This is a genomic window from Neisseria sp. P0001.S005 (assembly GCF_051963715.1).
Window position 1 is genome coordinate 1 of sequence record NZ_JBQCTZ010000207.1, and the last position, 5,798, is coordinate 5,798.

Annotated in this window: 7 protein-coding genes; 5 read left to right on the plus strand and 2 right to left on the minus strand. The window is 46.7% G+C overall.

Annotated features, from left to right (window positions below):
• Window positions 1-872 (plus strand): electron transfer flavoprotein subunit alpha/FixB family protein (locus ACTHSP_RS16980; RefSeq protein ID WP_440346510.1); only part of this gene is annotated, 872 nt, incomplete at its 5' end.
• 61 nt (window positions 873-933) lie between these two features.
• A complete protein-coding gene (locus ACTHSP_RS16985; RefSeq protein WP_315117050.1) occupies window positions 934-1,545 on the plus strand; it encodes a YigZ family protein in 612 nt (203 codons plus the stop codon).
• A gap of 54 nt (window positions 1,546-1,599) precedes the next feature.
• Here the strand turns inward: ACTHSP_RS16985 and ACTHSP_RS16990 are convergent, their stop codons facing one another.
• Window positions 1,600-1,911, minus strand: coding sequence for a DUF4298 domain-containing protein (locus ACTHSP_RS16990; protein ID WP_036492429.1), 312 nt, complete (start codon window positions 1,909-1,911; stop codon window positions 1,600-1,602).
• A 140-nt stretch (window positions 1,912-2,051) separates the two neighbouring features.
• Here ACTHSP_RS16990 and purD point away from each other — a divergent pair, with 140 nt between their 5' ends.
• Together purD and ACTHSP_RS17000 are read left to right on the plus strand one after the other, a co-directional pair.
• The gene (purD, locus tag ACTHSP_RS16995; protein WP_440346511.1) at window positions 2,052-3,323 is read left to right on the plus strand and encodes a phosphoribosylamine--glycine ligase; all 1,272 of its coding nucleotides are present in this window, start codon (window positions 2,052-2,054) and stop codon (window positions 3,321-3,323) included.
• 71 nt (window positions 3,324-3,394) lie between these two features.
• Window positions 3,395-3,964 (plus strand): L-threonylcarbamoyladenylate synthase, encoded by a 570-nt coding sequence (locus ACTHSP_RS17000; RefSeq protein ID WP_440346513.1) that lies wholly within the window; start codon window positions 3,395-3,397, stop codon window positions 3,962-3,964.
• A gap of 224 nt (window positions 3,965-4,188) precedes the next feature.
• Here ACTHSP_RS17000 and ACTHSP_RS17005 read toward each other — a convergent pair whose 3' ends face one another.
• Complete coding sequence (locus ACTHSP_RS17005) at window positions 4,189-4,629, minus strand: surface-adhesin E family protein (protein ID WP_049323011.1); 441 nt, start codon at window positions 4,627-4,629, stop codon at window positions 4,189-4,191.
• 210 nt (window positions 4,630-4,839) lie between these two features.
• Between ACTHSP_RS17005 and purB the strand changes: the two genes are divergently transcribed.
• Window positions 4,840-5,798: adenylosuccinate lyase (gene purB / locus ACTHSP_RS17010; protein WP_440346512.1), on the plus strand; the 959-nt coding region annotated here is incomplete at its 3' end.

The following is a 5,798-nucleotide window of genomic DNA, read 5'->3' on the forward strand; positions in this document are numbered from 1 at the left end:
CGGTAACGGCTGCCGCTAAATTGGGTAATGTAGATTTATTGGTTGCCGGCAGCAATGCTGCTGCGGTGGTTGAAGAGGCGAAACAGGTTGCAGGTGTAGCGAAAGTTTTGGTAGCCGATGCACCCTATTACGCTGAAGGTTTGGCAGAAGAATTAGCGCCTTTGGTTGTTAAACTGGCTGCGGACTACCGCTATGTGGCTGCGACTGCAACTGCGTTTGGTAAAAATCTGTTGCCCCGAGTAGCTGCTCTGTTGGATGTGCCACAAGTTTCGGATTTAACCGAAGTTGTGGATAACTCGACATTTGTCCGTCCAATTTATGCTGGTAATGCTTTTGAAACCGTTCAATCCAATTCTGAGAAACTGGTGCTGACTTTCCGTGCAACCGCATTTGATGCTGCCGGACAAGGCGGTAATGCAGAAGTGGTCAATGTTGAGGCAACACCTGCTCAAAACCTGAGCCGTTTCGTAAACCGTCAACTTTCTCAGTCTGACCGCCCTGAATTGACTCAGGCAAAAGTGATTGTTTCCGGTGGCCGTGCATTGGGCAGTGCTGAAAAATTTAATGAAGTGTTGACTCCTTTGGCAGATGTTTTGGGTGCGGCGATTGGTGCGTCCCGTGCGGCAGTGGATGCCGAGTATGCGCCAAACGATGCCCAAGTGGGTCAAACCGGTAAAGTGGTTGCGCCGCAACTGTACTTCGCTATCGGTATTTCCGGTGCTATCCAACACGTTGCCGGTATGCAAGACAGTAAAGTAATTGTTGCCATCAACAAAGATGCTGATGCGCCTATTTTCAATGTGGCAGACTACGGCTTGGTTGGTGATTTGTTTGAAGTTGTGCCTCAACTGACAGAAGCACTGAAAAACTAATGTTTCACGTGAAACGTTCAGACGGCCTTTGTTATAAAAGGCCGTCTGAAAATATTTCGGCATGATTACGACTTATAAAACCATTACCACACCGACACAGGCTGAATTTAAAGATAAAGGCAGCCGCTTCATCGCATATGCCTATCCGATCCGCACGTTGGCTGATGTGAAGAAATATCTCGACCCATTAAAGGAAGAGCATCACAAAGCACGACATTGGTGCTACGCCTACCGATTGGGTGTGGATGGAATGCAGTTTCGCGCAAATGATGATGGAGAACCGTCCGGGAGCGCTGGCCGCCCTATTCTGGGGCAGATTGATTCTGTCGGCGTAACGGATGTATTGGTTGTGGTTGTGCGTTATTTTGGCGGTACGCTATTGGGTGTTCCCGGTTTGATTAATGCGTATAAGGAATCAACGGCTCAGGCACTGGCAATAGCAGAAGTTGTTGAAAAGAATGTCGAAAAGACAGTTTGGTTGAAATGTGAATATCCTGTTTTGAATGAGGCGATACGGATTGCCAAACAATATCAGGCCGATATTGTGGAACAGGATTTGCAGCTGGATTGTAAGTTGACAGTGAAAATAGCGTTGGCCGATTATGAAGCCTGTATTGCCGCCTGGAAAAATACACGCCAAATTGAAGTAAATACTGAGAAGCCGTTTGAATAAAAGGTCGTCTGAACATATTTGATCAATCAAAAGTTTCAGACGGCCTTTGAAGTTTTAGCCTTGGTATCTGTCTAAAGCATTTACGCTTGAGCGCAGGTGCTCCCAAGCCAGTTGATGAAATTCTCCCAGTGCGTTCCATAGGGCATCTTCGCTCATGATGCTGTATTCGCCCTGTGTACGCAAATCAACATCTGCACCTTCTTCAATGGCTTGATAACACGCTTGGTATTCGTGGGTATAGAATTCATCCATGTCCTGCATGAGGCTTGCAGCATGTTTCCATCGGGCGATATCTGCCTCCAGTTGCGGCAGTAATTCGCACCATTCGCGGTATTTGCTTTGAATTTCGTCAATACGCTTTTGCATGATTTTCCTTTCGTTGTTTGAAATTAGAGTATGGTTGTCTTGGTGCAATATTATTCTTAATTTGAAACAGCTATACAAGATGGAACAATAATTCCATCGATTGAATTTAATTGACAACATCTATTCTTCAAGGAGACGGTATGAAATTGCTCGTTATTGGTAATGGTGGACGTGAACACGCACTGGCTTGGAAATTGGCGCAGTCGTCTAAAGTAGAAACTGTCTTTGTTGCACCTGGTAATGCCGGAACGGCAATTGAGCCTAAACTGCAGAATGTGGCATTGACGGCGCATCAAGATTTGATTGATTTTTGCCGTAATGAAAATATTGCCTTTACCGTAGTCGGCCCTGAAGCTCCTTTGGCTGCCGGTGTGGTGAATGACTTCCGTGCTGCCGGATTGAAGATTTTTGGCCCGACTCAATACGCGGCCCAGTTGGAGAGCTCAAAGGATTTTGCTAAAGCGTTTATGGCAAAATATAACATTCCAACTGCGCAATACCAAACCTTTGAAAATGCCGATGCAGCACATGATTACGTCAACCGAAAAGGTGCGCCGATTGTTATTAAAGCGGATGGTTTGGCTGCCGGTAAGGGCGTGATTGTCGCCATGACTTTGGATGAAGCCCATGCCGCTATTGACGATATGTTGTTGGGCAACAAAATGGGTAATGCAGGTGCGCGCGTCGTGATTGAAGATTTCCTGCAAGGCGAGGAAGCGAGCTTTATCGTTATGGTGGACGGTAATCATGTTTTGCCGATGGCAACCAGTCAAGACCATAAACGCCTGTTGGATGATGACAAAGGCCCTAATACCGGCGGTATGGGTGCATACAGCCCTGCTCCGGTGGTAACGCCTGATGTGTACGAGCGTGCGATGAATGAAATTATTTTGCCGACTGTGGCCGGTATGAAAGCAGAAGGTCATGAGTTTACCGGCTTTTTATATGCGGGCTTGATGATTGATAAAACCGGTGCGCCTTATACCATCGAATTTAACTGCCGTTTCGGCGACCCTGAAACCCAGCCGATTATGAGCCGTTTGGATAGCGATTTGGTGGATTTGGTTGAAGCGGCAATCGACGGCAAACTGGATAGTGTTACCGCCGAATGGAATCCGCAGACTGCCGTAGGCGTGGTGTTGGCCGCACAAAACTATCCTGACTCTCCGAAAAAAGGCGATGTGATCTTCGGCTTGGATAAGGCCAATCAAATCGGTAAAGTTTTCCATGCCGGTACTGCAACGAATGAAAAAGGCGAAGTGGTAACCAACGGCGGCCGTGTGTTGTGTGTCGTCGGTTTGGGCGATGATGTTGCACAAGCTAAAAGCAAGGCTTATGAGGCATTGGAAACTATCCGTTTTGACGGTATGCAATACCGTAAAGACATTGCCGATAAAGCCATCAACCGTTAATAATGAATAGAAATAGGCCGTCTGAACACAGATTGTCCGACAATCGCGGTTTCAGACGGCCTTGGTATATGATGATGTTCCCTAGAATTTTATCGGCTGCAGTCCAACGCAGGTTGCAGGCGCATCTTAAAAAAGGCGGTTTGGTCGCCTATCCCACTGAGTCTTGCTATGGCTTGGGCTGTATCCCTACTTTGCCCAAAGCACTCAATCAACTAATCCATTTGAAAAAACGACCGCAACACAAAGGCATGATTGTCATTGGGCATAGCTTGGAACAGTTGCAACCTTTGCTGCAAAGGCCGTCTGAAGATATCCAAACCATGCTGCATGAAGCATGGCCGGCTCCGAAAACTTTTTTATTGCCGACCGGTAAAAAAGTATTGCCCTTATTGCGTGGGAAAGGACGCAGTAAATTGGCTGTCAGGGTTCCTGCGCATGCAGGTGCAAGGCGTTTGTGTCAGGTTTTGGAAATGCCTTTAGTCTCTACTTCATGCAATCGTGCAGGCAAACGGGCGTGCAAAACGGAAAGGGAAGTCAGAAGACAGTTCGGCAGGAAAGTATGGGTTGTAGGCGGATTGATAGGTAAGCAGAAAATGCCCAGCCAGATTATTGATGGAGAAACAGGAACAAGGCTGCGTTAAAGAAGGGCTGTATTTTCAAAGGAAAGGTATTTATTTGGAGAAGCAAATTTTGAGCGTAAAAGAATCGCTGTAATAAATTATTTTTGAATAAACAAAATTTGTGGATAAATTTGAAGATAAATTTCCATAAAAACATAAAAAGGCCGTCTGACACTTGATATTCAAAGCATTCAGACGGCCTTTTAAATATTTAAACTGTGGATAACTTTGTGAATAAGTGTGGATTAAAGCTTATGTCCGCACACTGTTTCGTATTGTTTTTCAGTAATCGTGCCGCTCATGACGCTCATTGGGCGGATGCTGGTCGGTGTATAGCTTTGGTTGGAAATCACCCGGCCGTGTTCGTCCATCAGTTGCAGCGCTGCCAGGCGATAGGTTTTGTTTGAGCAATGAATTTCCCAGCTGCCGATGGCCGTTTTATAGGCAGGCGTGTTGACGAAACGTTCCTCTTTCAGTTTGGAAACGGTTTTTTTATCGCGGAAAGTAACCAGTGCGCCATTTCTTTTAATGCTGCTTTTATCAATGGCCACTTTGATATTGCCTTCAGAGATGGTGCCGATGTTGGTCCAGCTGCCACCGCCGCTCGATGTGGTGGTTGTTTCACAGGCACTCAACATCAAAGCCGCAAATACGGTTGCAGCTAGGGAAAAACGTTTGATATTCATAAAACCTCATTATTTACAGAAAGTCAGCCGATATTATCCGTGAAGATGGCATATATCGTAAATCGATTTTGCAAAGTTGAACCTCTGAAAAGAATTTTATGAAAAATACGCTGAAAAGGCCGTCTGAAACCTGTCTTTCAGACGGCCTTGGAGTGTAAAATCATGTATAATTGCAAACAATTTGGTTTTCATCCCATAGGAAGATCCGACATGATTAACCCTATCGCTGCACTTTCCCCATTAGATGGCCGCTATGCCAAATCCGTTGAAGCATTGCGTCCGATTTTCTCCGAATACGGCCTGATGCGTGCACGTGTCAAAGTTGAATTAAACTGGCTCAAAGCCCTTGCCGCCGAGCCTAAGATTGCAGAAGTTCCTGCTTTCAGCGATTTTACGCTTGCCGAAATCGACAAGGTAATCGAAAACTTCTCACTTGAAGATGCCGCCGCCGTCAAAGCCATTGAGGCGACCACTAATCACGACGTCAAAGCCATCGAGTATTGGCTTAAAGAACGCTTCTCCGGCGTGCCTGAAGTGGCTGCCGCCAGCGAGTTCATCCACTTTGCCTGCACCAGCGAAGACATCAACAACCTGTCCCACGCTTTGATGCTGCAAGAAGCGCGTGAGACTGTTTTGCTGCCGAAACTGGCCGAAATCATCGAAAAACTGACCGGCATGGCGCATGAGTTGGCTGCCGTCCCTATGATGAGCCGCACGCATGGCCAGCCTGCTACACCAAGCACATTGGGTAAAGAAATCGCCAATGTCGTGTACCGCCTGCAACGCCAGTTTAAAAACCTGCAAGCGCAAGAGTTCCTCGGCAAAATTAACGGCGCAGTCGGCAACTACAATGCCCATATGGTTGCTTACCCCGATGTGGATTGGGAAACCCATTGCCGCAACTTTGTCGAAATCAGCCTCGGCCTGACCTTCAACCCCTACACTATTCAAATCGAGCCGCACGACTATATGGCGGAATTCTTCCAAGCCATCAGTCGTGTCAACACGATTCTGATCGACTTCAACCGCGATGTTTGGGGCTATATTTCATTGGGTTACTTCAAACAAAAAGTCAAAGCAGGCGAAGTCGGTTCTTCCACCATGCCGCACAAAGTCAATCCGATCGACTTTGAAAACTCCGAAGGCAACCTCGGTATGGCCAATGCCGT

Excerpts from the sequence above, each read along its gene's own strand:
- ACTHSP_RS16985 (WP_315117050.1), top strand. The coding sequence starts at position 934 with ATGATTACGACTTATAAAACCATTACCACACCGACACAGGCTGAATTT.
- ACTHSP_RS16990 (WP_036492429.1), bottom strand. The coding sequence starts at position 1,911 with ATGCAAAAGCGTATTGACGAAATTCAAAGCAAATACCGCGAATGGTGC.
- purD (WP_440346511.1), top strand. The coding sequence starts at position 2,052 with ATGAAATTGCTCGTTATTGGTAATGGTGGACGTGAACACGCACTGGCT.
- ACTHSP_RS17000 (WP_440346513.1), top strand. The coding sequence starts at position 3,395 with ATGATGTTCCCTAGAATTTTATCGGCTGCAGTCCAACGCAGGTTGCAG.
- ACTHSP_RS17005 (WP_049323011.1), bottom strand. The coding sequence starts at position 4,629 with ATGAATATCAAACGTTTTTCCCTAGCTGCAACCGTATTTGCGGCTTTG.